The 22,722-nt window shown below is 71.9% G+C and carries 23 protein-coding genes; 6 read left to right on the top strand and 17 right to left on the bottom strand.

Going from position 1 to position 22,722, the window contains the following annotated elements:
• Positions 1 to 9 precede the first annotated feature (9 nt).
• Entirely contained in the window at positions 10 to 807 is a 798-nt protein-coding gene (locus ACFY5C_RS08795; RefSeq protein WP_389442109.1) for an SCO3374 family protein, read from the top strand.
• An 18-nt stretch (positions 808 to 825) separates the two neighbouring features.
• Here ACFY5C_RS08795 and ACFY5C_RS08790 read toward each other — a convergent pair whose 3' ends face one another.
• From ACFY5C_RS08790 to ACFY5C_RS08745, 10 genes are all read right to left on the bottom strand, one after another.
• A complete protein-coding gene (locus ACFY5C_RS08790; protein ID WP_328425060.1) occupies positions 826 to 1,161 on the bottom strand; it encodes an Lsr2 family protein in 336 nt (111 codons plus the stop codon).
• Positions 1,162 to 1,386: 225 nt separating this feature from the next.
• Complete coding sequence (locus ACFY5C_RS08785) at positions 1,387 to 1,950, bottom strand: amino-acid N-acetyltransferase (protein WP_389442106.1); 564 nt, start codon at positions 1,948 to 1,950, stop codon at positions 1,387 to 1,389.
• Positions 1,951 to 1,959: 9 nt separating this feature from the next.
• A complete protein-coding gene (locus ACFY5C_RS08780; protein ID WP_389442104.1) occupies positions 1,960 to 2,466 on the bottom strand; it encodes a BlaI/MecI/CopY family transcriptional regulator in 507 nt (168 codons plus the stop codon).
• Between the two features lie 156 nt (positions 2,467 to 2,622).
• Positions 2,623 to 2,802: a hypothetical protein gene (locus tag ACFY5C_RS08775; RefSeq protein WP_328425066.1), complete on the bottom strand. Its 180-nt coding sequence runs from the start codon at positions 2,800 to 2,802 to the stop codon at positions 2,623 to 2,625.
• A 170-nt stretch (positions 2,803 to 2,972) separates the two neighbouring features.
• Positions 2,973 to 3,677 carry a hypothetical protein gene (locus tag ACFY5C_RS08770; protein WP_389442239.1) on the bottom strand — a complete coding sequence of 235 codons (705 nt, stop codon included), beginning with the start codon at positions 3,675 to 3,677 and terminating at the stop codon, positions 2,973 to 2,975.
• Positions 3,678 to 4,549: 872 nt separating this feature from the next.
• Positions 4,550 to 5,347, bottom strand: a complete 798-nt coding sequence (locus ACFY5C_RS08765; protein ID WP_389442102.1) for a type III pantothenate kinase — start codon at positions 5,345 to 5,347, stop codon at positions 4,550 to 4,552.
• Positions 5,348 to 5,355: 8 nt separating this feature from the next.
• On the bottom strand, positions 5,356 to 6,327 hold the full coding sequence (gene nadC / locus ACFY5C_RS08760; RefSeq protein ID WP_389442237.1) for a carboxylating nicotinate-nucleotide diphosphorylase: 972 nt from the start codon (positions 6,325 to 6,327) through the stop codon (positions 5,356 to 5,358).
• A 5-nt stretch (positions 6,328 to 6,332) separates the two neighbouring features.
• A complete protein-coding gene (locus tag ACFY5C_RS08755; protein WP_389442100.1) occupies positions 6,333 to 8,042 on the bottom strand; it encodes an L-aspartate oxidase in 1,710 nt (569 codons plus the stop codon).
• Positions 8,039 to 9,028, bottom strand: coding sequence for a pantoate--beta-alanine ligase (gene panC / locus ACFY5C_RS08750; protein ID WP_389442098.1), 990 nt, complete (start codon positions 9,026 to 9,028; stop codon positions 8,039 to 8,041). Before panC ends, ACFY5C_RS08755 begins: the two co-directional genes overlap by 4 nt.
• The gene (locus tag ACFY5C_RS08745; protein ID WP_389442095.1) at positions 9,025 to 9,954 is read right to left on the bottom strand and encodes a Rossmann-like and DUF2520 domain-containing protein; all 930 of its coding nucleotides are present in this window, start codon (positions 9,952 to 9,954) and stop codon (positions 9,025 to 9,027) included. The genes panC and ACFY5C_RS08745 overlap by 4 nt, the downstream gene beginning before the upstream one ends.
• A 219-nt stretch (positions 9,955 to 10,173) precedes the next feature.
• Between ACFY5C_RS08745 and ACFY5C_RS08740 the strand changes: the two genes are divergently transcribed.
• Positions 10,174 to 11,433, top strand: coding sequence for a threonine aldolase family protein (locus ACFY5C_RS08740; RefSeq protein WP_389442093.1), 1,260 nt, complete (start codon positions 10,174 to 10,176; stop codon positions 11,431 to 11,433).
• Here the strand turns inward: ACFY5C_RS08740 and ACFY5C_RS08735 are convergent.
• The gene (locus ACFY5C_RS08735; protein WP_389442092.1) at positions 11,423 to 11,638 is read right to left on the bottom strand and encodes a hypothetical protein; all 216 of its coding nucleotides are present in this window, start codon (positions 11,636 to 11,638) and stop codon (positions 11,423 to 11,425) included. The two genes, ACFY5C_RS08740 and ACFY5C_RS08735, sit on opposite strands and share 11 nt — an antisense overlap.
• Before the next feature lie 174 nt (positions 11,639 to 11,812).
• Between ACFY5C_RS08735 and ACFY5C_RS08730 the strand changes: the two genes are divergently transcribed.
• On the top strand, positions 11,813 to 12,919 hold the full coding sequence (locus tag ACFY5C_RS08730) for a DUF5937 family protein (protein WP_389442089.1): 1,107 nt from the start codon (positions 11,813 to 11,815) through the stop codon (positions 12,917 to 12,919).
• A 24-nt stretch (positions 12,920 to 12,943) separates the two neighbouring features.
• Here the strand turns inward: ACFY5C_RS08730 and ACFY5C_RS08725 are convergent, their stop codons facing one another.
• From ACFY5C_RS08725 to ACFY5C_RS08715, 3 genes are all read right to left on the bottom strand, one after another.
• Entirely contained in the window at positions 12,944 to 13,612 is a 669-nt protein-coding gene (locus ACFY5C_RS08725) for an AAA family ATPase (RefSeq protein WP_389442086.1), read from the bottom strand.
• Between the two features lie 50 nt (positions 13,613 to 13,662).
• The gene (locus ACFY5C_RS08720; protein ID WP_389442083.1) at positions 13,663 to 14,334 is read right to left on the bottom strand and encodes a response regulator; all 672 of its coding nucleotides are present in this window, start codon (positions 14,332 to 14,334) and stop codon (positions 13,663 to 13,665) included.
• Between the two features lie 74 nt (positions 14,335 to 14,408).
• Complete coding sequence (locus tag ACFY5C_RS08715; RefSeq protein ID WP_389442080.1) at positions 14,409 to 15,623, bottom strand: sensor histidine kinase; 1,215 nt, start codon at positions 15,621 to 15,623, stop codon at positions 14,409 to 14,411.
• Positions 15,624 to 15,741: 118 nt separating this feature from the next.
• Here ACFY5C_RS08715 and ACFY5C_RS08710 point away from each other — a divergent pair, with 118 nt between their 5' ends.
• Positions 15,742 to 16,746, top strand: a complete 1,005-nt coding sequence (locus tag ACFY5C_RS08710) for an SAM-dependent methyltransferase (protein ID WP_389442078.1) — start codon at positions 15,742 to 15,744, stop codon at positions 16,744 to 16,746.
• 54 nt (positions 16,747 to 16,800) lie between these two features.
• Here ACFY5C_RS08710 and ACFY5C_RS08705 read toward each other — a convergent pair whose 3' ends face one another.
• Positions 16,801 to 17,952 (bottom strand): NADH-quinone oxidoreductase subunit D, encoded by a 1,152-nt coding sequence (locus tag ACFY5C_RS08705; protein WP_389442075.1) that lies wholly within the window; start codon positions 17,950 to 17,952, stop codon positions 16,801 to 16,803.
• Between the two features lie 31 nt (positions 17,953 to 17,983).
• On the opposite strand from ACFY5C_RS08705, the gene ACFY5C_RS08700 reads away from it, so the two are divergent.
• Positions 17,984 to 18,502 carry a PH domain-containing protein gene (locus tag ACFY5C_RS08700; protein ID WP_389442072.1) on the top strand — a complete coding sequence of 173 codons (519 nt, stop codon included), beginning with the start codon at positions 17,984 to 17,986 and terminating at the stop codon, positions 18,500 to 18,502.
• Positions 18,499 to 19,833 carry a PH domain-containing protein gene (locus ACFY5C_RS08695; protein WP_389442069.1) on the top strand — a complete coding sequence of 445 codons (1,335 nt, stop codon included), beginning with the start codon at positions 18,499 to 18,501 and terminating at the stop codon, positions 19,831 to 19,833. The genes ACFY5C_RS08700 and ACFY5C_RS08695 overlap by 4 nt, the downstream gene beginning before the upstream one ends.
• A 95-nt stretch (positions 19,834 to 19,928) precedes the next feature.
• Here ACFY5C_RS08695 and ACFY5C_RS08690 read toward each other — a convergent pair whose 3' ends face one another.
• Entirely contained in the window at positions 19,929 to 21,338 is a 1,410-nt protein-coding gene (locus ACFY5C_RS08690) for a hypothetical protein (RefSeq protein ID WP_389442066.1), read from the bottom strand.
• A gap of 159 nt (positions 21,339 to 21,497) precedes the next feature.
• Positions 21,498 to 22,613 carry an alpha/beta hydrolase gene (locus ACFY5C_RS08685; RefSeq protein WP_389442063.1) on the bottom strand — a complete coding sequence of 372 codons (1,116 nt, stop codon included), beginning with the start codon at positions 22,611 to 22,613 and terminating at the stop codon, positions 21,498 to 21,500.
• Positions 22,614 to 22,722 lie beyond the last annotated feature (109 nt).

Below are 22,722 nucleotides of genomic sequence, written 5' to 3'. Positions count from 1 at the left end.
TCACTTGGCATGGTCGGCACCCGCCCCAAGATCGCCACGGACCGCGCCTCGATTCCTCTCCCCCGTCGGCCGCTCGATCCGAGCGATCAGGTCCGCCGCTGGTACGAGAACGAACTGGGCTGGCCGGTGGTGCCCGCCACACCCGAAGCCCCGCTGAGCCTTCGCGTGGGCCTGCGCTTCGACGTCCTGGACGTCCCCGCCGAGGCGGGCCGCGCAGCACTGCGCCATCTGGCACCGGACTCGCCGGTGGCCCTCCGGGGCGACCGGATGCGGCTGCTCCTGGCCGCGGGCAGCGCGGAGGAGGTGCCGGGGGTGCTGGACTGGCTGGAGTGGGGCACGCTGCCCCTGGACCTGACGGCGCTGGGTGAGGGCGAGCTCATGGAGGCGCCGCTGCCGGCCGAGAGGCGGCCGGTCACTGCCGTGCGGTCGCCGGCGGCTCTCGGGTCACCCGCGCCCGTGCGGCATCTCGCGGTCGAGCCGGGCACAACGGGTGCGGATACGGCCGTGGCGGCCGTACGGTGCCCCGTCGATTCGGGACCTGGGGGAGCCGTACGGCGTCCTGGCCTGCCGGGGCAGTGCGGAGTGCGGTCGCTTCCCCTGGACCGCTCCGATGCCGTGCAGGGGGCCGCCGTGTGGCTGCGGCCCCCCGAGCCTGGAGGCGAGGTCGAGGCCTCGCTGCCGACGCTGTCGGCCCTTGGGGGCGGTGGGGGCGCCCCCGATCTCGTGCGGGTTGTGGGCACGGTGGCGACACACTGCCACCGCCTGGGACTGCGACGCGTGGGCGTGCAGCCTTCGGCCTGTCCGTAGATCAGGCATCGGCCCGGATCAGGCGTTGGCCTTCTCGTACGCCTCGCGAATGGACGCCGGAACGCGGCCGCGGTCGTTGACCTCGTAACCGTTCTCCTTGGCCCACGCGCGGATCTGCGCGGTGTCCTGGCTGCCGCCGGAAGTGGCGCGCGCCTTTCCGCGCCCACCCGAAGCACGGCCTCCGGTACGACGACCGCCCTTCACGTAAGGCTCGAGAAGGCCGCGGAGCTTGTCCGCATTGCCGGTCGTGAGATCGATCTCGTACGTCTTGCCGTCCAGCGCGAACGTCACGGTCTCGTCCGCCTCGCCGCCGTCGAGGTCGTCGACAAGAAGGACCTGAACCTTCTGTGCCACCGGATTTCCTTTCATCGATAACTTGAGGGCCTGGGGTCTGCGGCGTCCGCCGTTTCGCCGTCCCCTGTTATATGCAGTACTGCAGTACGTCGGAAAGCAAACCGCTTTTGCTGGAAAAACACAAACCCCCGGGAGAGACTCACAGGCCGACTGCGGTCCGGAAACATGCGCGTTTCGGACATAGGGCACCTGGGCAGGGTGACCCGTCGGAATAGTGGGCGACGATCACAGATGCAGAAGCATCCGGCTGTTGCCCAAGGTGTTCGGTTTCACTCGTTCGAGACCGAGGAACTCCGCGACGCCCTCGTCATAGGAACGCAGCAGCTCAGCGTAGACATCGGTGTCCACCGGCGTCTCACCGATCTCGACGAAGCCGTGCTTGCCGAAGAAGTCCACTTCGAAGGTCAGACAGAAAACGCGGCGAACGCCGAGCCAGCGCGCGGTGTGCAGCAACTTCTCCAGCAACTGATGACCGACGCCGGCACCCTTCAGTCCGGGCTTCACGGCCAGTGTGCGGACTTCCGCCAGGTCTTCCCACATCACGTGCAGGGCGCCCGCGCCGACGACCTCGCCGTTGTCGTCACGTTCCGCGACCCAGAACTCCTGGATGTCCTCGTAAAGCGTCACCGTGGCTTTGTCGAGCAGGATCCGGCGCCGGACGTACTCGTCAAGGAGACGACGCACCACAGGGACATCGCCGGTACGCGCCCGCCGGACGGTGATGGCTTTTGCGGTGACTTCTGGGCTCTGAGCCGCGGGACTCTCGGCCGAGTGGCTCTCTGCGGACATGAGCGGACGCTATCGCCCGTCGCGCTCCGGCGCCGAGGCGGGGTTCTCGGGGGCGGTATCGGCACGGGTATCCGGGGCGGTATCGGTGCTGGTATCGCCGCTGGTATCCGCGCTGGTGGTATCGGCGGCAGCGCTTGTATCGATGCCCGTAACGCGGCGTGTATCCGGCGCTTCCGTGGGTTCGGGCGTTTCCGGGCCCTGGACGATGCGTACGGCGTTGCGCAGGGCCTGGCGCTGTTCCTCGCTCATCATGCCGAAGAAGGCGACGAGTGCGGCGGCGGGGTTGTCGCTCTGCGACCAGGCGTCGTTCATCAGGGCGGCGGCGTAGGCGGCTCGGGTGGAGACCGCCTCATATCGATAGGCCCGGCCTTCCGCCTCGCGGCGTACCCAGCCCTTCTGATGGAGATTGTCCAAAACGGTCATCACCGTGGTGTACGCGATGGACCGTTCCTGCTGAAGATCTTCCAGGACTTCTCGAACGGTCACCGGGCGGTTCCACTTCCACACCCGCGTCATGACCGCGTCTTCGAGTTCTCCCAATGGGCGAGGCACAGCTCGCACAATAGTGGGAGATCCGGGCGTTGGCTTGCCGGACGGGCTCTTTCTCCAGCAAACACGAACAAAAAGGGCGTACGACTCGGAAAGCGGTGAGCTTGGAGTCGTACGCCGGGTTCAGGCGTCGGGGGTCGCCGAGGCCTGGCGGGTGCCCTCCACGCGCGCGAGGGCGGCGTCCACGGCCGCGTCCTCCTTGGCCTTGTTGGCTCCGCCCTGGGTCTTCACGATCACCCTGATCACACCGATGAAGAACACGGCCATGACGGCCGGGGGGAGGAGTGCGGAGACGTAGTCCATGCGTCCAGGGTAGCCAGGCGGTGAGGGCGGGCGGGGCGGGGGTTGGGGGTTGGGGGGTGGTGTCGCGCCTCAGCGGCTCGGCCCGGTGGTTCGCGCCTCAGTGGTTCGCGCCTCAGTGGTTCGCGCCCGGTGGTTCGCGTCTCAGTGGTTCGCGCCCGGTGGTTCGCGTCTCAGCCTGCGGCGAGCTGCTGGGGCGGGTTCGCAGGGGGTGGGGTCGGTTTGCGGCGGGGGAAGACCTCGCCGGGGGTGGGGATGGGGCGCGCCGGCTTGGGGGCGGGGGGTGTGCGCTCGGGGCCGGGGCCGGGACCGGGGTCGGGTTTGGGGGTGGCCGGCTTTTCTGCCGGCTTCTTCCTGGGCGGCTTGGCGGGGTCCTGGCCCGCTGCCTGCGCCGGGAGGTCGACCGGGGGGTGGGGGCGGTCGCCCCGGAGGCCTCCGGGGAGGGCCAGGAGGTGGGTACGGGACGCGGGGATGGCCGGCTTGGCAGGAGTGGCCGGGTGGGTGGTGCCGCGCGCGAGACGGGCTCGTACGTCCTGTTCTGCCAGTGCCTGGCAACGGGTGAGGAGGGCGGCCGCGGTGGGGTTGCCGCGCAGGGCGCGCAGGGCGGCGAGGTCGTCGGCGGTCGGGGGGTGCCCGGCACCGAGGGCCTCCTCCAGGAGGGTGAGGTAGCCGGCTGCGGCGCCGGGGAGGGCGGCGCGGTAGCGGGCGAGGTCGGCCGTCAGGAAGGCACGCAGCCGGGCGCCCTCACGCATTGCCTCGTCGAGCGACTCGGCGAGGCGGAGGCAGTCCTGGACATCCTCGGCCGAGGCAGGGCTGGGGTGTAGGGCGAGGGCGAGAGCGCGGCGGAGCACACGCAGCTCCTCCGCGCCGAACGCCATGGCACCGCGGGATCCGTATGGCGTGGGCATGGGCCGACGATACGCGCTAATCAGACAAACGCGGCATAGGTGGGGTGGGTGTGGCGTGGGGAGCCACTCGGGTGGTGGGGGTGCCGGGGGTGGGATGCCTGCGGCGGCCTGTGGGGGTTGGGTGGGGGTGCGCGTAGCGCCTGCGGGGCGGTGGGTGGGTCGGGGCCGCGCCGGGGGGGGGGGGGGGGGGGGGGGGGGGGGGGGGGGGGGGGGGGGGGGGGGGGGGGGGGGGGGGGGGGCCGGCGCGGGGGGCCCGCGCCGGGGGGTGTCCGTCCTCGGACCGGCGGTGGGAGTTGGGCAGGGTGGTGCCGTTTCTTGACGCCGGCCACTGCGGGCGGACACCCCCCGGCACGTCCCCTTGCCGCCGTGGGCGGGTGCGGCCCGGTGGGGGCGCGCCGCCGCTTCGGCCGCTGTGCGACGCCGGTCCCGGCCTCCAGCCCGTCTGGGGTGCTTTCGCCCCGGCATGGCCCCTTGCCGCCATGGGCGACTGCGGCCCGGTGGGGGGACGCCGCCATGGCCGTTGCGCGACGCCGATGCCGGCCACCAGCCCGTCTGGGGTGCCTTCGCCCGGCACGGCCCCTTGCCGCCATGGGCGACTGCGGCCCGGTGGGGGGATGCCGCCATGGCCGCTGTGCGACGCCGGTCCCGGCCATCCAGCCCGCCGGGGGGTGCCGTCGCCCCGGCACGGCCCCCTTGCCGCCATGGGCGGCCGCGGCCCGGTGGGGGGACGCCGCCATGGCCCTTGTGCGACGCGGTGCCGGTCAGGCCGTCTGGGGCCCTGGGGGAATTCGAGGGCGAGGGCCGGAGCGGGGACCGGGGCCCCCAGCGCCACGCCGGTGGAGTCACATACGGGAGACGTTGCGTTCGTAGACCAGGCGGAGGCCGATCAAGGTCAGCCACGGCTCGTGTTCGTCGATGACCGAGGATTCGCCCAGGACCATGGGGGCCAGGCCGCCCGTGGCGATGACCGTGACGTCCTCAGGGTCCTCGGCGAGTTCGCGGGCCATACGGTTGACGACGCCGTCCACCTGGCCGGCGAAGCCGTAGATGATGCCGGACTGCATGGCCTCGACCGTGTTCTTGCCGATGACGCTGCGGGGGCGGGCGACCTCGATCTTGCGGAGCTGGGCGCCCCTGACGCCGAGGGCCTCGACCGAGATCTCGATGCCGGGGGCGATGACACCGCCGATGTACTCGCCGCGCGCGCTCACCGCGTCGAACGTCGTCGCCGTACCGAAGTCGACGACGATGGCCGGGCCGCCGTAGAGGTCGACCGCTGCCACCGCGTTGATGATGCGGTCGGCTCCGACCTCCTTGGGGTTGTCCGTGAGGATGGGGACGCCCGTCTTCACTCCCGGTTCGACGAGGACCGCGGGGACGTCGCCGTAGTAGCGGCGGGTCACTTCGCGCAGTTCGTGAAGGACGGAGGGGACGGTGGCGCAGATGGCGATTCCGTCGATGCCGTCGCCCAGCTCGTCGCCGAGGAGCGGGTGCATGCCCATCAGGCCCTGGAGCAGGACCGCCAGTTCGTCGGCGGTGCGGCGGGCGTCCGTCGAGATGCGCCAGTGCTCGACGATGTCCTCGCCGTCGAACAGCCCGAGGACGGTGTGCGTGTTGCCTACGTCGATCGTGAGGAGCATGCCCGTCCCTACTCCGCCGCTCGCAGGTCCAGGCCGATGTCCAGGATCGGCGAGGAGTGGGTGAGGGCCCCTACGGCCAGGTAGTCGACGCCCGTGTCCGCGTACGCCTTGGCGTTGGCCAGGGTCAGGCGGCCCGATGCTTCGAGTGCCGCTCGGCCGTGCACGATCGACACCGCCTCCTCGCACTCGCCCGGCGTGAAGTTGTCCAGGAGGATCAGGTCCGCGCCCGCGTCCACCACTTCGCGGAGCTGGTGGAGGGTGTCCACCTCGACCTCGATCGGGAGGTCCGGGAAGGCTTCGCGGACCGCCTTGAAGGCCTGGGTCACGCCGCCTGCCGCCAGGACGTGGTTGTCCTTGACCAGGGCAGCGTCCGAGAGCGACATGCGGTGGTTCACTCCGCCTCCGCAGCGGACCGCGTACTTCTCCAGGGCCCGCAGACCGGGGGTGGTCTTGCGGGTGTCCCGGACCCTCGCCTTCGTGCCGTCCAGTACGTCCGCCCACGCGCGTGTGGCCGTCGCGATGCCCGACAGGCGGCACAGGATGTTCAGGGCGCTGCGCTCGGCCGTCAGGAGGTCGCGGGTGCGGGTGGTGATCGAGAGGAGCTTCTGGCCCTCGGTCACGCGGTCGCCGTCCTCGACATGGCGCTCCACCTCGAACTCGTCCTCGCAGACGATCGAGACCACCGCCTCGGCGACCCTGAGGCCCGCCACGACGCCCGCCTCACGCGCGACGAAGTCGGCGGTGGCGACGGCCTCTTCGGGAATGGTCGCGACCGTCGTCACGTCCTCGCCGTGGGCCAGGTCCTCCTGGATGGCCACGTTCGCGATGTCCTCGACCTCGACCGGGTCGAGGCCCGCGTCGGCCAGGAGCTGGGCGAGCGCGGGGTCGAGGCCGCACTCCAGATACTCCTCGTCGGCACCGCAGGCGCAGCCGTCGCCGCAGCCGCCGGTCGAGGCGAGGGGAAGGTCGGGGGTGGTCACTGCTGTCACTGCTCCTGGGGACGGGTCGGGGGGAAGTCTGCGGTGTCTGTGGTGTGCACGGCCAGTGTGCGGTCCGGGTTCAGGCGTACGACGATGTGGCGGCGCCATGCCACGTCGTCACGGTCGGGCTCGTCCTCGCGCCAGTGGCAGCCCCGGGTCTCCTCGCGGAGCTGCGCCGCGGCCACCAGGACCCGGGCCACGCACAGGAGGTTCGTGGCCTCCCACGTGTCCACGCCGGGCTCGGCCGTCTTGCCGTTCTCGGCGAGGGCGTCGCGGGCCTCGGTGCGCAGCTGCTGGATCTGCTCGGCGGCCTTGGCCAGGGAGGCTGCGGAGCGCAGGACCCCGGCGCCGTCGGTCATCGTCCGCTGGATCGCAAAGCGGGCCTCGGGGGCGAGCAGGGGGTGCTCGGGGGTCTCGGGGTAGGGCACCGGGTGCGGCACGCGCGCGTGCAGGCCGTTGGCCGCACGGGCGGCCGCGATGTCGGCCACGATGCGCTCGGCGTAGACCAGGCCTTCGAGGAGTGAGTTGGAGGCCAGGCGGTTGGCGCCGTGCACGCCCGTGCAGGCGACCTCGCCGCACGCGTACAGGCCGGGGACGGTCGTACGGCCCTGGGAGTCGGTGCGTACGCCGCCGGATGCGTAGTGGGCGGCCGGGGCGATCGGGATGGGGGTGGTGACCGGGTCGATGCCGTTCACGCGGCAGGCGGCGAGGATCGTCGGGAAGCGGTGCTCCCACATGTCCGCGCCGAAGTGGCGGGCGTCGAGGAACATGTGTTCCGCGTCCTGCTCCTGCATGCGTCGCATGATGCCCTTGGCGACGATGTCCCGGGGGGCGAGTTCGGCAAGTTCGTGCTGTCCGACCATGAAGCGCACGCCGTCGGCGTCGACCAGGTGGGCGCCCTCGCCGCGTACGGCCTCGGAGACCAGGGGCTGCTGGCCCTCGGCGTCCGGGCCGAGGAACAGGACCGTGGGGTGGAACTGGACGAATTCCAGGTCGCTCACCTCGGCGCCCGCGCGCAGCGCCAGGGCCACGCCGTCGCCGGTCGACACCGACGGGTTCGTCGTCGCCGAGAAGACCTGGCCCATGCCGCCGGTCGCGAGGACGACCGCGGGCGCGTGCACCGCGCCCACGCCGTCGTGCTGGCCCTCGCCCATGACGTGCAGGGTGACGCCCGCCGTACGGCCCTCTGCGTCCGTCAGGAGGTCGAGGACCAGGGCGTTCTCGATCGTGCGCAAGCCACGCGCGCGTACCGCTTCGACCAGGGCGCGGGAGATCTCCGCGCCGGTCGCGTCCCCGCCTGCGTGGGCGATACGTCGGCGGTGGTGGCCGCCCTCGCGGGTGAGCTCCAGGCCGCCTTCCTCCGACTCGTCGAAGTGGGCGCCGGTCTCGATGAGGCGGCGTACGGCGTCGGGACCCTCGGTGACGAGGATGCGGACGGCGTCCTCGTCGCACAGGCCCGCGCCCGCGACCAGGGTGTCGTCGAGGTGCTGTTCCGGGGTGTCGCCCTCGCCGAGGGCGGCGGCGATGCCGCCCTGGGCCCAGCGGGTGGAGCCGTCGTCGAGACGGGCCTTGGTGACGACGACGGTCGTCAGGCCGGCGGCCTCGCAGCGCAGTGCGGCGGTGAGGCCCGCGACGCCGGAGCCGACGACCACGACGTCCGCGGTGATGGACCACCCGGGCGCGGGCGCGTGCAGTCGTATGCCTGTGCTGGTCACGAGGCGGCTCCGAAGGTGAGGGGGAGGTTGTCGATCAGCCGGGTGGCCCCGACCCGGGCAGCGACGGCGAGGACGGCCTCGCCGGTGAAGTCGTCGTCGATCTCGGTGAAGTCGGACGGGTCGACGAGCGCGAGGTAGTCCAGTTCGAGCGGCGGGTCGAGGCGGGCGGCCTCGTCGAGGAGCAGGCGGGCGGCGGCGCGCACGGCCGCCGGGGCGCCGGGGACCGCTTTGGCGACGGCGTGTGCGTCGGCCGCCGCGCGGGACTCCCCTATGGCGCTGAGCGCTTCCGCACGCGCGCGTGTGGCGGGCACTTCGCGTGCCCGCGCGCGCAGCGCCTCCTGTGCCGCGTGCCGGTCGCGGCCGGCGAACAGGGCCTGGGACAGCGCGAGTGCCGTGTGCCGCTCCTTGGGCGAGAGGTATCGGTTGCGGCTGGAGAGCGCGAGGCCGTCCTCCTCGCGCACGGTCGGGACGCCCACGATCTCGACGCCGAAGTTCAGGTCGCGCACCATGCGGCGGATCAGGGCGAGTTGCTGGGCGTCCTTCTGGCCGTACAGGGCGACGTCGGGCCGGGTGAGGTGGAGCAGCTTGGCGACGACGGTGAGCATGCCGTCGAAGTGGCCGGGGCGCGAGGCGCCCTCCAGGCTGTCGCCCATGGGGCCGGCGCTGATGCGGACCTGGGGTCGCCTGCCCGGGTAGACCTCGTCCACGGAGGGCGCGAACACGGCGTCGGCGCCCGCCTGTTCGGCGATCTTGAGGTCGGCGTCCAGGGTGCGCGGGTAGCGGTCGAGGTCCTCGCCCTCGCCGAACTGCAAGGGGTTCACGAAGACGGTGACGACGACCTCGCCCTGCGGGCCGGCGATGGTGCGCGCGGTGCGGATCAGGGTGGCGTGGCCCTCGTGCAGGGCGCCCATGGTCATCACGACGGCGCGGCGGCCGGCACGGGTGCGTGCGTGCAGTTCGTCGGCGGTGCGCAGCAGGGTCGTCATCGGGCGTCTCCCTCGGTGCCGTCGGTCCCGTCGGCGAGTACCCCGAGGAGGTCCTCGGCGAGCTCCGGCTTGAGCAGTCCGTGGGCGAGCGCCCGGTCGGCGGTCGCGCGTGCCATCGCCATATAGCCGGCGAGGGCCTGCGGGGCGTGCCTGCGCAGTTCCGTGACGTGCGCGGCGACGGTGCCCGCGTCCCCGCGCGCGACCGGGCCCGTGAGAGCCGCGTCGCCGGAGCGCAGGGCGTTGTCGAGGGCGGCGCCGAGCAGCGGGCCGAGCATCCGGTCGGGGGCCGCCACGCCCGCCTCGCGCAGCAGCTCCATGGACTGGGCGACGAGCGTCACCAGGTGGTTCGCGCCCAGCGCGAGCGCCGCGTGGTAGAGCGGTCGCCTCTCCTCGGCGATCCACTCGGGTTCGCCGCCCATCTCGATGACGAGGGCCTCGGCGGCCAGGCGCAGCTCCTCGGGCGCGGTGACGCCGAAGGAGCACCCGGCCAGGCGCTGGACGTCCACGGGAGTGCCGGTGAAGGTCATCGCCGGGTGCAGGGCCAGCGGCAGGCCGCCGGCGCGCAGGGCGGGGTCCAGGACCTTCGCGCCGTACCGCCCGGAGGTGTGCACCAGCAGCTGACCCGGTCGTACGGCACCGGTCTCGGCGAGGCCCTCGACCAGCCCGGGCAGCGTGTCGTCCGGGACGGTCAGCAGCACCAGCTCGGCGCGGGCGAGCACCTCGGCGGGCGGCACGAGCGGCACGTCGGGGAGCAGCTGCGCGGCCCGCCGCCGGGAGGCGTCGGAGACCGCGGAGACGGCCACCGGGCGGTGCCCGGCGAGCTGGAGGGACGCGGCGAGTGCGGGGCCCACGCGGCCGGCGCCGACGACACCGACGGTGAGCCGCGCGGGGCGGTCCCTGGGATCTGGCTGTTGGCTTGTACTCACTCGACGGCGGCCTTCCCGTTCCAGTCCGCTCCGGGTACCGGACGATTTCTCGTCATGTTAACGCGATCGGTTCGAGAGGCGTTCGGTTGTCCACAGGCTGTGGGTTTCCACACGCCCCACGCGCCCTCACGGCGGCGCTTCGCGCTCGTACGGGAGGGCTGGGCCGGCGTGCGGAAATGCGGATGCCCGCCCGGGAAGGCGCGGGGGATGATCCGGGGCATGAGCGATGCGGCGGAGCAGAGCAGGCAGCGGGCAGGGGCGGAGCAGGACGAGGGGACGTCCGGCGAGCAATTGTCGGGTGAGCCGATGTCGGACGACGAGCGGCGCAAACGGCGCCGTGAACGGCGCATCGCCGCCTACCGCAGCGCGCAGCGTGTGCTCGCGCGCCCCGGCTTCCTGGGCACCCTGCGCGAGCGCCTGGCGCTCCTGGACGAGGCGCGTGCGCTGGATCTGCACGACCTGGACGAGCAGTCGGACCTCTACGGCGACGGCATCGTCGAGGCTTTGGAGGAGAAGACCGCCGGGCTGCTCGGCAAGGAGGCCGCCGCGTTCTTCCCGACGGGCACGATGGCCCAGCAGGTGGCCCTGCGCTGCTGGGCGGGCCGTACCGGCGATCCGACCGTCGCCCTCCATGCGCTGGCCCACCCCGAGGTGCACGAGCGCAACGCGTTCAGCCAGGTCAGCGGTCTGCGCCCGGTCCGCGTGACGAGCGAGCCGCGGCTGCCGACCGCCGCCGAGGTCCGCGAGTTCGACGAGCCCTTCGGGGCGCTGATGCTCGAACTTCCCCTCAGGGACGCCGGTTTCGTGCTGCCCTCGTGGGAGGAGCTCACGGAGTTGGTGGCGGCTGCGCGCGAGCGCGATGCGGTGGTGCACTTCGACGGCGCGCGCCTGTGGGAGTCCACCGTCCACTTCGACCGCACCCTGGAGGAGATCGCGGATCTGGCGGACAGCGTGTACGTGTCGTTCTACAAGTCCCTCGACGGCTTCGGCGGCGCGGCCCTCGCCGGTCCGAAGACGCTGGTGGACGAGGCGAAGGCCTGGCGGCACCGCTACGGCGGCTCGGTGTTCCAGCAGTTCCCCACCGCGCTGTCGGCGCTCGCCGGCCTGGAGCGGGAGCTGCCCCGGCTGCCCGAGTACGTGGCTCACGCGCGCGTGGTGGCCGCCGCGCTGCGCGAGGGGTTCGCGGCGGCCGGGGTGCCGTGGACAAGGATCCACCCCGAGCCGCCGCACACGAACGACTTCCAAGTCTGGCTGCCGTACGACGCCGACGTCCTCGCGGAGGCCGCGGTCCGGCAGGCCGAGGAGACGAAGACCCTCCTGTTCGCCCAGGGCTGGGAGGCCAAGGGGCCGGGGCTTGCCTGCACCGAGGTCTACGTGCGGGCCGCCGGGCTGGAGTGGACGGCCGAGGACGTGAAGGCGGCGGCCGCCCAGTTCACGGCCCGGCTGACCGAGGAGGCCGGCATGGCGGTCAGCCCGTAGAACGCGGCCGTGCATGCAGCCGGCGGCCCAGGGCCTGCCGTAGCCGCCCGCGCGCCGGCCGGCCGGCGAGGACCGCCCTGAAGTCGCGGTGGTCGCGCCACTCGCGAACGACCTGCCAGTCATGGGCGCCCGGCGCCGGAGGGGCGGGCTCGCCGAGCCGGCGGGCGCGGTAGGTGTCGAGGAGGTACTGCTGCGTGATGCTCATGGCGGATCCCCTTCTCGGGACGTGGACGTAGGCAGACATGACATGTGGGGGATCGGGCTCCGCGGCTGCCCCGGTGCTCTCAGAGTTGCCTCACCACGGCCGTCACGTCGCGTCGATTGACGGCCGTCGTCAATCGACGGCCGCGTTGTCAGTGGCGGGGTGCACCATGAGGGCATGAGCGTGACCATCGACATCGCGGGGCTGCGGCCGGAGAGGGTCGCCGTCGTGCCCTCGCCCCTGGCCGAGCTCGGCATGGCGCTGCACGCGTTGTCGGAGCCGGGGCACCACCCGGGCCTGCAGGGCTGGGTGACGGGCGTGACGGCCCGGTTGGACTCGCACCTGGCCGACCGGATGTGCGAGGCCGACTTCCTGTGGCGGTCGACGTTCTCCGACCTGTTTCTGCCCTTCGCCGGCATCCCGGGCCGCAACGCCCTCCCGGGCGCCACGCTGGCGGAGGAGCTGGACCAGCTGGACAAGCTGACGGACGAGCAGTTCGTGGATGCGGCCCTGGAGTTCACCTGCGCCCTGCCGTACAGCACGCGCGGGCCGGACGCACTCTCCGACGCCGGTGTGCGGCGGCGCGCCCTGGACCTCGCCGCCGCGCGCGGGCCGCAGCAGATGCGGTTCAGCGAGCGGCTGCTGTTCGATCCGCCGCGGATCCGGGCCTGGCTGCGGCAGTTCCTCCAGGACTGCGAGGAGGCCTTCTTCGCCGATACCTGGTCCCGGCTGCGCCACCAGCTCACGGCGGACGCCCGCCACAAGACGGACCTCCTGCGGCACAAGGGCCTGGCGGAGACGCTGGCCGCGGTGTCACCGGCGGTCACTCTCGACGAGGCCGCCGCGCGGATCACGGTCGACAAGCTGGGCAATGGGCGTACGGCCACGGGGGACGGCGGTCTCCTTCTCGTCCCGACGAGCCTGGGCTGGCCGCACCTGATGGTCCTGCACCGCTACGCCTGGCAGCCGGTGCTGCACTACCCGGTCGGCTCCCCGGAGCTCGCCGCCCCGCCCACGGTCGAGCAGCTGGCCCTGCGCATGACCGCGCTCTCCCACCCCGTGCGCATGCGTATCTGCCGCAATCTCGCCCGCAGCGCGTACACCACGGGCGAGCTGGCGCAGGCGCACGGCGTGACGGCGCCGGAGATATCCCGGCACCTGGGCGTGCTGAAGAAGGCGGGCCTGATCACCACCCGCCGCCGGGGGCGGTACGTCCTGCACCAGCTGGACGTGACGGTGGTCGCCCGGCTCGGCAGCGACTTCCTGGAGGGGGTGCTGCGCTGAGCGCTCCCCTCCTGCGCCCACGGCTCAGTCGAAGCGGATGTGCCTGATCCCGACCCTCGCCTGCCGCAGCCGTGTGCGCAGCGCGCCCTCGTTGTTGGGCCTCAGCCGCAGCCCGGCCAGGACGGCGATGCGGTCCGCCGTCTTCGGCACGGTCGAGTGGTCCGTCCACAGATGCTCGGCGAACTCCGGCTCCCGCAACCGCTCCAGGCAGTGGTCGAGCTGCTGGACGGCCCAGCTCTCGCGGCGCAGCCCGGCGTTCTGCCCGATGTTCTTGCCGGCGTTCTTGCCGACGTTCTTTCCGGCGACGTACTGAAGAAGGTGCCCGAACCCCCGCTCACGCAGCCGCTTCAGGACCGTCTCGCGCTCGGCGAGGAGCGTGAAGTGCCGTACGTCATGCCCTAGTTCGCGCAGTCGGCCCACGGTCTCCTCGAAGTAGCCGGAGTCGGTGACCGTCATGGGCGCGATCACCACACCGTCGTGCTTGGTGAGGGCGAGGTCCAGGACCTCGACGACGCCCTGCCGCCAGGAGCTCAAGTCCTGGAAGTCCCCGCGCAGTTCGGGCGGAAGTGTCCGCCGCAGCCCGAAGCCCGCGTGTTCGGGGTCGCAGACCACGCTGCCGGGCAGGCGGCGCTGGATCTCGTACGCGGTCTGTGTTTTGCCGCCCCCGAAAGGGCCGTTGATCCACAGGAGCATGCGCAGACCCTAGTGGGCACCGGTCACGCGGGAGTCACGCCCACCGTGCGTCAGCCGCGCCCGCCGGCCCGCACCAGACCCGTCTCGTACGCGAGGACGACCACCTGCACCCGGTCCCTGAGCCCCAGCTTGGTCAGGATGCGGCCGACGTGGGTCTTCACCGTCGCCTCGGACAGGACCAGCCGGGCCGCGATCTCGCCGTTCGACAGGCCCTGGGCGACCAGCACCATGACCTCGCGCTCCCGGTCGGTGAGCCGCTCCAGCTCCTTGTGCTTGGGCTCGTTGCCGCTGGAGGGCAGCATGGGCGCGAACCGGTCCAGCAGGCGCCGGGTCGTCGACGGGGCGACCACCGCGTCGCCGCTGTGCACCGCGCGGATGGCGGCGAGGAGTTCGCCGGGCGGCACGTCCTTGAGCATGAAGCCGGAGGCGCCCGCCTTCAGGCCGGAGAAGGCGTACTCGTCGAGGTCGAAGGTGGTCAGGATCAGCACCTTGGGCGGCTCGGGGTCCGAGCAGATGCGGCGGGTGGTCTCCACGCCGTCCAGCTTCGGCATGCGTACGTCCATCAGCACGACGTCGACGGGGGTCGCGCGCAGCTCCTGGAGGGCCTCGACGCCGTCTCCCGCCTCCGCGACGACCTCCATGTCCGGCTGGGCCGCAAGCACCATCCGGAACCCGGTGCGCAGCAGCACCTGGTCGTCGACGAGCATCACGCGGATCGTCATCGGGGTCCTCTTCCGTGTCTTTCGTATCCGTCTACAGGGCCGTTACAGGTGTCAACAAAGCGCATGCGCAAGCGTCAGTTTGCTGGTTTGAGCGGCAGCAGCGCACTGATGCGGAATCCTCCGCCCGGCCGTGGCCCCGCGTCCAGGGTGCCACCGACCATGCCGACCCTCTCGCGCATACCGATCAGGCCGTGGCCACTGCCGTCGGCGCCGCCGTCCTCGTACAGCTCGTGCGGGGCGCCCTTGCCGTCGTCCTCGACGAGCAGGCCGAGCCCGTCGTCGAAGTAGACCAGGCGCACGCTGGCGCCCGTGTTCGGCCCGCCGTGCTTGCGCGTGTTGGTCAGGGCCTCCTGCACGATGCGGTACGCCGTGAGTTCGACGCCGCTGGGCAGCGGGCGCGGGGTGCCCTCGACCTTGAAGTCGACCGGCAGGCCGGAGCTGCGGCACTGCTGGATGAGGTCGTCGATCTGCTCGACGTCGGGCTGCGGGACGTACTCGCCGCTCTCCTGGTGCTCGCCGGTGCGCAGCACCCCGAGCAGGCGGCGCATCTCGGCGAGGGCCTGGCGGCCGGTGGAGGAGATGGTCTCCAGGGCCTTCTTGGCCTGGTCCGGGGCGGAGTCGAGGACGTAGGCGGCGCCGTCTGCCTGCACGACCATCACGGACACGTTGTGCGCGACGACGTCATGCAGCTCGCGCGCGATCCGGGCGCGTTCGGCGGCGACCGCGACCTTGGCCTGCGCCTCGCGCTCCTTCTCGAGCCGGGTCGCGCGCTCCTCGAGCTGCTCGTAGTAGGCGCGACGGGTACGGATCGAGTCGCCGAGCACCCAGGCGAGCGCGAACGGCACCGTCAGGAAGATCACCAGCGCCACATTGCCCAGCACGCTGGAGTCCTGCTCCGGCCAGCGCGTCTGTGCCAGGGGCGCCGCACACAGGCCGGCGCCCAGCGCGAGCCGGGACGCCCAGCGGGCGCCGGTCGCGGCCACGGTGTAGGTGATCACCAGGAACGCGAAGTTGACAGGCGTCGGCGCCACGTTCAGCACCAGCTGCGCCAGCCCAACGACGATGGCCAGCACCAGCATTCTCTCCGGCATGCGGCGGCGCAGCGCGATCACCAGGCCCAGCAGGAGGAGGACCGGGACGACGACCGCCTCGGAGGAGGTGCCCGGCAGATCCTGCCCGCCCTCCTCGCGGACGGCCACGCTCACCACAGAGATCCCGAAGAGGAGGACGGCCCAGAAGCTGTCGACCCATGTCGGGTGCCTGCGGAGGAAGTCATAGAGGCGCTGCACGTAACCCAGCGTAGGGAAGCCAGATGCGTGCACGGGTCAACCGGAGGGCCGATCCGCACTACCCGCGCGTACTCCGCAAGGTGGAGGCTGCGTTCTCCTGTGCGCTTAGCCTGGGCCGGTGACAGAAGTGGCGACGGGCGAGTGGCGCGGGTGGCGGACGGCGGCGGAAGCCGCCCTCTACGGGCCGGACGGCTTCTACCGCCGCCCCGAGGGCCCCGCCGGCCACTTCCGTACGTCCGTCCACGCGTCGCCGCTCTTCGCCGTTGCCGTGGCCCGGCTGCTGTGCCGGGTCGACGAAGCCCTGGGCCGCCCTGAGCGGCTCGACTTCGTCGACATGGCGGCGGGGCTGGGTGAGCTGGTCACCGGCGTGCTGGCGGCCCTGCCGGACGATGTGGCGGCACGCACGCGTGCGTACGCCGTCGAGCTCGCCGACCGCCCGCAGACCCTGGATCACCGGATCGAGTGGAGGTCCGAGCCGCCGCACCGGATCAAGGGCCTGCTGTTCGCCAACGAGTGGCTGGACAACGTCCCCCTCGAGGTCGCGGAGGTGGACTCGGCGGGCGTACCCCGCCTGGTTCTCGTACGGCGGGACGGGACCGAGCGACTCGGGGAGCCGGTCGCCGGTGCGGAGGCGGAGTGGCTCGCACGCTGGTGGCCGCTGGGGGGCGCGCAGGGGGCGCGGGCCGAGATCGGGCTCCCGCGGGACGAGGCCTGGGCCGCAGCCGTGGCGACCCTGGACCAGGGGCTCGCGGTCGCCGTGGACTACGCGCACACGGCGCCCGCACGCCCGCCCTTCGGGACGCTCACCGGCTTCCGCGAGGGGCGCGAGACGGTGCCCGTGCCGGACGGTTCGTGCGACATCACGGCACACGTGGCCCTGGACGCGTGCGCGAGGGCGTGCGCGCTGCCGGGCGCCCGCCTGGTGTCCCAGCGCGCGGCACTGCACGCCGTGGGCATCACAGGCGCACGCCCCCCGCTCGAACTGGCCTCCACAAACCCCACCGAGTACGTTCGCGCCCTCGCGACCGCGGGAGAGGCCGCCGAGCTCACGGCGACGGCCGGACTGGGAGACTTCGGCTGGCTGCTGCAGCCGGTCGGAATTCCGGACGTACTGGCGGACTGACAGCGCCCGACCACCTGCCGACCATCTGCCGACTACTTGTCGCCTACTTGTCGCCTACTTGTCGATGTCCCCCACCACGAAGAACATCGACCCCAGGATCGCCACCATGTCCGCGACCAGAGTGCCCGGCAGCAGCTCGACCAGCGCCTGGATGTTGTTGTACGAAGCCGAGCGCAGCTTCAGCCGGTACGGCGTCTTCTCGCCCTTGCTGACGAGGTAGTAGCCGTTGATGCCGAGCGGGTTCTCGGTCCACGCGTACGTGTGGCCCTCGGGCGCCTTCAGCACCTTGGGCAGCCGCTGGTTGATCGGCCCGGGCGACAGCTCGGCGAGCCGGTCCAGGCAGGCGTCGGCGAGGTCGAGGGAGACGTGGGTCTGCTCCAGGAGGCACTCGAAGCGGGCAAGGCAGTCGCCCTCGTCGCGGGTCACCACCCGCAGCACGTCCCCCAGCTCGCCGTAGGCGAGATACGGCTCGTCGCGCCGCAGGTCGAAGTCCACGCCCGAGGCGCGCGCGATCGGTCCGCTCACGCCGTACGCGTGCACGGCCTCCGGCGTGAGGGCCCCCACGCCACGCGTACGCCCCCGGAAGATCTCGTTGCCCAGCACCAGATCGTCGAACCGGTCCATGCGCGAGCGCACATCGGCGACGGCGGCACGCGCACGCGTGGCCCACCCGGCCGGCAGGTCCTCCTTCAGGCCTCCGACCCGGTTGAACATGTAGTGCATCCGCCCGCCGGAGACCTCCTCCATCACATGCTGGAGCTCCTCGCGCTCCGTGAAGGCGTAGAAGATCGGCGTGATCCCACCCAGCTCCAGCGGATACGACCCGAGGAACATCAGGTGGTTCAGCACCCGGTTGAGCTCCGCGAGCAGCGTCCGGGTCCACACCGCCCGCTCGGGCACCTCCATGCCGAGCATGCGCTCCACGGCGAGGACGACGCCGAGCTCGTTGGAGAACGCCGACAGCCAGTCGTGCCGGTTGGCGAGCATGATGATCTGCCGGTAGTCGCGGGCTTCGAAAAGCTTCTCCGCTCCCCGGTGCATGTACCCGATCACCGGCTCCGCCCGTACGATGCGCTCACCGTCGAGCACGAGCTTGAGGCGCAGCACGCCATGCGTGGACGGGTGCTGGGGGCCGATGTTGAGCACCATGTCGGTGCTCTCCGCGGCGCCGCCGATACCGACCATGGTCTCCGTCGTAGGAGTCATGGACACAGTCTCTCCTACGTACGCTGGCCTCATGGAGACGGGGAGCCCGGAGAGTACGGGGACTGCGGGAGACGAGCTGGGGGCGGCCGAGCCGGGGTGGAGGGGGCTGCCGCCGGGCCTGCTGCGCATGCGCCGACTGTTGCTGGTGGTGTGGCTGGGTCTGCTGACCATCGGTCTGGGCCTGCTGCTCGGCCTGCTGGCGGGACCCGCCTGGGCGGCCTTCGCCGCGTTGCCGCTGCCGCTGATGGCGTGGGGCTGGGTGATGCTGGGCCGTAACTGGCGTTCGTGGCGATACGCCGAGCGAGCCGACGACCTGCTGATCAGCCGGGGCGTGCTGTGGCGCGAGGAGACGATCGTGCCGTACGGCCGGATGCAGCTGGTCGAGGTGACGTCCGGGCCGGTGGAGCGGCACTTCGGCCTGGCCAGCGTGCAACTGCACACGGCGGCCGCCGCGACCGACGCGACCATCCCCGGCCTGGACCCGGCGGAGGCGGAACGCCTGCGCGACCGGCTCACCGAACTGGGCGAGGCCCGATCGGCGGGGCTGTGACGGCGCAGGGCGTCGACGACGCCATACGCGAGAAACAACCCGTGACGGAACGCCGGCTGCACCCGGTGACACCGCTCAGGCGCGCGTGGGCACCGATCGCCGTACTCATCGGCTGGGCGGTGCACGACCCGGACCAGGCGCAACGCCAGCTGACCAGACTGACCACCACCACACTCCTGCTCGCGCTGGCGGTGCTCGTCCCCGCGGCGGCCATGTACGGCTTCCTCACCTGGTGGTTCACACACTTCGCGGTGACGGACACCGAACTGCGCATCCGCACCGGACTGCTCTTCCGCCGCACCGCGCACATCCGGCTGGAACGCATCCAGGCCGTCGACATCACCCAGCCCCTGCTCGCGCGCGTGGCGGGCGTGGCCAAGCTCAAGTTGGACGTCATAGGCACGAACAAAAAGGACGAACTTGCCTTCCTGGACGCGGACGATGCACGCACGCTCCGCGCGGAACTCCTCGCCCGCGCCGCCGGCTTCGCCCCCGAGACGGCGCACGAGGTAGGAGAGGCGCCCTCCCGCCGGCTCCTGCGCGTTCCCCCCGCCGTCCTGGCGATCTCCCTCGTCCTGACCGGCGCCACCTGGGGAACGCTGGCCGCGGCGGTCCTCGTACCGACCGTCCTCTGGCTGGTCACCGAGAGCGTGTGGACGGTCCTGGCGACCGCGGTTCCGCTGATCGGCGCGGCAGGGGCGAGCAGTGTGGGGCGGTTCGTCGCCGAGTACGACTGGACGGTGGGCGAGTCGCCGGACGGCCTGCGCATCGACCACGGCCTGCTGGACCGCGCACATGAGACGGTGCCGCCCGGCCGCGTCCAGACCGTACGGATCGTCGAACCGCTGCTGTGGCGCCGGCGCGGCTGGGTGCGGGTGGAACTGGACGTGGCGGGCTCGTCCAACTCCGTCCTGCTCCCGGTCGCCCCGCGCGAGGTGGCCGAGTCAGTGGTCGCTCACGTACTCCCGGGCACGACGGTTCCCCCCGCCGCCGCTCTGTCCCGCTCGCCGCGACGCGCTGCCCGGTGCATGCCGCTGTGGTGGCGCGGCTACGGCTTGTCCGTCACGGACTCGGTCTTCGCCGCCCGAACCGGCCTCTTCCGCCGGAGCCTGGCCCTGGTCCCCCATGCCAAGGTCCAGAGCGTTCGCCTCACCCAGGGCCCCTGGAAGCGCCTGTGGGGAGTCGCCGACGTCCACGTGGACACGGGAGCCAACAAGACAGTGACCGCCCGCCTGAGAGACGCCGAGGACGCGGCCGCGCTGCTGCGCAGCCAGGCAGAACGGTCCCGCACGGGCCGCAGAGACGCCCGCCCGGACCGCTGGATGACGTAAGGGCGCGCCCTCCGGCACGGCCGCCCCGCCCGGCAACGGCCCGTCAGGCGCTGGGCGAACCCCCACTCGACCGAGCGGGCCGCCGCAGGCATCCGTCAGGAAACCGCGCTGCGCAATCCCTGCACATCGATCTGCTCGGTCTCGTCATGAGCCGTCAGGTCGATGACCTGCCCGATCCCCCGGGACTCCGCGTCCGCAGGCTTGAACTCCGCCTCGGCCTCGGCCTTGTGCAGGGCCAGCGCTTCCTGGCCCACGACATCAGCGAGGTCCTCGTTCTGGACGGACTCCAACGCGGAGGACTCAGCCCGCTTGGTACCGAAGAAGTCGAAGCCACCCTGGACCGCCGGACGCCGCATTGGCGTCGCCGGCACGACGGCCACGGCAGTCGGCGCGATGAAGTGCCCGGACGGCTGCTGGGCCGCAGGAGGGGCAGGCCGGGCGGGAGGCGCAGGCTGGGCGGTGCGGGCCACCGCGCCCGTCGGGGTGCCGGCGGCCGCGCGCTCATGCCCGTCGGCCGCCTCGGGCTTCCCCTGCGCGTCATCCTCCGACGCAGGCTCAGTCTCGGCCCCGGCAGCGTCCCTCGCCTCCGCCTCGGCGGTCCCCGAACCGGTCTTCACCGACTCGTCGTTGGAAGGCGCGTCGCCCTTGGGAGGCTCGTTGTTCGGCGGCTCATCCGTCGGCGGCTCGTCGTTCGAGGACGCGCCCTTCGTGGGCTCGCCCTTCATGACCTCGCCCTTGATCGGCTCGCCCTTCGAGGACTCGCTCTTCGAGGACTCCTCCGTCAGGGACTCCCCGTCCTCGTCGAACCGCGCCAACGCCTCCTTGGCGCGCAGGAACAGCCGGGACCCCTTGGGCGAGAAGACAGCAGAAGCCGCCGACGCCTCCTCGGCGGCCTCGACCTCGGCGCCCTCGGCGTCGGCCTCAGCCTGGGCCTCGCTCCCAACCGCAGCACCCTCGGAGCCGGCCTCGACATCCGCAGGGACAGCCACAGCCCCCACCCCGTCAACCGGCCCCGGCACGGCCCCCGGCGGCAACGCCCGCGCGGGCGCCCCCGCCTCTATCTCCAGAACCCGCCGTTCCTCCAGCACGCTCGCCCGCTCGGTCTCCGCAGTGGCGTACCGCCGCAGCAGCGACGCATGCTCATTGCGCAGCCCCGCAAGCTCGGCCCGCTTGGCCCGCAGCCGCTGCTCCAGCTTCACCCGCAGCTCGCGCGACTCCTCGAGGTCGGTCTCCAGCTCGGCGACCCGTTCCTCGTGCCGCCACTCATCGCTCGCACGCGCGCGCGTGAGGTCGGCGACCTGCTTGCCCGCCTGCGCGTCCCAGCGGCGCATGACGACCCCGCCGACGACCGCCGTCGCCGCGGCGGCCGCGGCAAGGCCGCGCAGCACCATGGGCTCGGTGAACACCCAGGGCGCAAGGGCACAGACAACGGATACGCCTGCGATCGCCGACGGGGGCAGCAGCCTGTGCAAGGGCGGGGAATGACGGTGACGTCCACGTGGCATGGCCAGAAACTTACCGCGCGTAGGCGAATCTTGGCGCCCCACCCCGTAAAAACACAGCCATCCCGAGTCGTTCACAGTGCATCGGCAATCAGATCCGCCCCGAATTAACCAGGAACCAAGATCACAAAGCCCTGCCGCCACTCACGCACGCATCACCACTCACCCGCTCAACCGCCCACTCACCCACTCCAACGTCCCCGGAATCTCCCGCCGCCAGGTGTTGAAGTTGTGCCCGCCGCTTTCAAGGATGACCGACGAGATCCGTGTCAGCTTCGTGGCCTTCACGCGTTCAATGAACTTCAACGTGTCCTTGTAGTTGGATTCTCCAACTTTGCTGCTGCTGACCAGCAGTGAAGTGTCCGGCGCCGGCATGTGCTCGAGGCACCACCACAGGTCCGCTTGATTGCGCAGTTCCTCGTCGCCGTGGAAGAGATCGCCCGTCGTGGCGTCGATCGGCGCCTTGTAGTACGCGGAAAGCCCCGCCCCGGCGGCGTACACCCGGGGATGGTGCATGGCGAGCTTCAACGCGCAGTAGCCGCCCGTGGAGTCCCCGATGATGCCCCAGCCACCCGGTTCACGCCCCACCCTGTAGTGCCCGCTCACGGCCGCGGGCAGATCCTTCGCGAAGAAGGACTCGGTCTGCGGACCCCCGGGAATGTCCACGCACTCCGTGTCCCGCGGCGGCGCCACAGTGGGCCGCATCATCACCAGGATCATCGGCTGCATACGTCCGTCCGCGGCAAGCCTCCCGGCCGTTCGGGGATAGTCCAGCTTGTCCACCAGCGCCTGTGCCGTACCCGGATATCCGGTGAGAACGACGGCCGCCGGGAACGTACGCGTGCGGAACTGCGGCTGAAAATACTCGGGCGGCAGATAGACGTACGCCGGCGTCGCGATCCGCGTCGTACGGCCCACGATCCCGACCTTCTGGATCTGCCCGCCCACTTGCGGCCGCGCGCTCGCCGCCCCCGGCACCCGCCGGGTGTCGACAACCCTGAGCGGCCCGCGCTCGGGCGTGTGGTCCACGACGACGCCCAGTTCGTCCTCCTGACCGAAGAGGTCGGCCCAGCTGGCGTAGAACCCGAAGGCCTGGTTGGCGCCGAGACCGACCGCCGCGAAGAGCGCCAACTGCGTGGAGAACAGCAGGCAGACGCGCCCGCCCACGGCCCGCCAGCCGCGCCGTGCCAGCCGTGGCCACAGCCACACCGTGCCGACGAACAGCCCTACGGCGGCCGACACCGCCAGCGCCAGCACCTTGTCGCTCGTGAGCCCCATCGATGGTTACCTGTCCGCACTTTCCGTCCGGTCCGCGCGGGCGCACGACACATGCCCCCACGCTGCCTCCCCTGCACCTTCGCAAGGGCTTGCCCCGGACTTTCCTTGG

Source organism: Streptomyces sp. NPDC012935 (assembly GCF_042900345.1).
GTDB lineage: Bacteria > Actinomycetota > Actinomycetes > Streptomycetales > Streptomycetaceae > Streptomyces.
This window is presented reverse-complemented; position numbering and strand designations above follow the sequence as displayed.

Coding starts and splice junctions, on each gene's coding strand:
- ACFY5C_RS08700 (WP_389442072.1), top strand. CDS start 17,984: ATGGAGACGGGGAGCCCGGAGAGTACGGGGACTGCGGGAGACGAGCTG.
- ACFY5C_RS08705 (WP_389442075.1), bottom strand. CDS start 17,952: ATGACTCCTACGACGGAGACCATGGTCGGTATCGGCGGCGCCGCGGAG.
- ACFY5C_RS08775 (WP_328425066.1), bottom strand. CDS start 2,802: ATGGACTACGTCTCCGCACTCCTCCCCCCGGCCGTCATGGCCGTGTTC.
- ACFY5C_RS08730 (WP_389442089.1), top strand. CDS start 11,813: ATGAGCGTGACCATCGACATCGCGGGGCTGCGGCCGGAGAGGGTCGCC.
- ACFY5C_RS08780 (WP_389442104.1), bottom strand. CDS start 2,466: ATGACGCGGGTGTGGAAGTGGAACCGCCCGGTGACCGTTCGAGAAGTC.
- ACFY5C_RS08735 (WP_389442092.1), bottom strand. CDS start 11,638: ATGAGCATCACGCAGCAGTACCTCCTCGACACCTACCGCGCCCGCCGG.
- ACFY5C_RS08785 (WP_389442106.1), bottom strand. CDS start 1,950: ATGTCCGCAGAGAGCCACTCGGCCGAGAGTCCCGCGGCTCAGAGCCCA.
- ACFY5C_RS08770 (WP_389442239.1), bottom strand. CDS start 3,677: ATGGCGTTCGGCGCGGAGGAGCTGCGTGTGCTCCGCCGCGCTCTCGCC.
- ACFY5C_RS08765 (WP_389442102.1), bottom strand. CDS start 5,347: ATGCTCCTCACGATCGACGTAGGCAACACGCACACCGTCCTCGGGCTG.
- panC (WP_389442098.1), bottom strand. CDS start 9,028: ATGACGACCCTGCTGCGCACCGCCGACGAACTGCACGCACGCACCCGT.
- ACFY5C_RS08690 (WP_389442066.1), bottom strand. CDS start 21,338: ATGCCACGTGGACGTCACCGTCATTCCCCGCCCTTGCACAGGCTGCTG.
- ACFY5C_RS08725 (WP_389442086.1), bottom strand. CDS start 13,612: ATGCTCCTGTGGATCAACGGCCCTTTCGGGGGCGGCAAAACACAGACC.
- ACFY5C_RS08740 (WP_389442093.1), top strand. CDS start 10,174: ATGAGCGATGCGGCGGAGCAGAGCAGGCAGCGGGCAGGGGCGGAGCAG.
- ACFY5C_RS08795 (WP_389442109.1), top strand. CDS start 10: ATGGTCGGCACCCGCCCCAAGATCGCCACGGACCGCGCCTCGATTCCT.
- ACFY5C_RS08720 (WP_389442083.1), bottom strand. CDS start 14,334: ATGACGATCCGCGTGATGCTCGTCGACGACCAGGTGCTGCTGCGCACC.
- ACFY5C_RS08685 (WP_389442063.1), bottom strand. CDS start 22,613: ATGGGGCTCACGAGCGACAAGGTGCTGGCGCTGGCGGTGTCGGCCGCC.